Source organism: Mesorhizobium sp. M1A.T.Ca.IN.004.03.1.1, from assembly GCF_003997555.1.
Lineage (GTDB): Bacteria > Pseudomonadota > Alphaproteobacteria > Rhizobiales > Rhizobiaceae > Mesorhizobium.
Window position 1 is genome coordinate 1 of sequence record NZ_RZTV01000058.1, and the last position, 452, is coordinate 452.

Genomic DNA, 452 nt, shown 5'->3' on the forward strand with positions numbered 1-452 from the left:
AAAGCAAACACGACGTCCCTTCCTCCTCTTGAAGGCCGAATGACGGGAACGGAATCGGGCATGGAAGGGCGAAAGCCCATCCAGCTCCGGCTTGGTTCACCAAGTGTCGGGAAAATCCTGCGGGCGTTTGCCAATAACACTTCGAGGCGCCTTGGGTTCGAAGGCGCGGTGAGACCTCCGAGTTCCACGGTGCCGGCGACGCGCAGCCGGCCACGCATCGGGCAAAAGTAAAATCCATGATGCGTCGGGCACACCGGTCTTTCCACCGGCGGTGTTTCCATATCGAATTCCAGATGATAGCCGCGCTCGGTGTCCAGGGGGACCCGCTCTCCGAGCTGCAGAGCCAGGCCGCGGGAATGAGCGCCGGCAGCGATCACCGCGGCTCGGGCGTGAATGCTGTGGGCTGGAGCCATCATCCTCACTCCGTTCCGCTCGCGCGAAATAGCCGTCAC

General features: G+C 62.4%; 1 protein-coding gene. It reads right to left on the reverse strand.

From position 1 onward, the window contains the following. Positions 1 to 452 (reverse strand): FAD-dependent oxidoreductase (locus EOD29_RS30665; protein ID WP_164763882.1); only part of this gene is annotated, 452 nt, incomplete at both ends.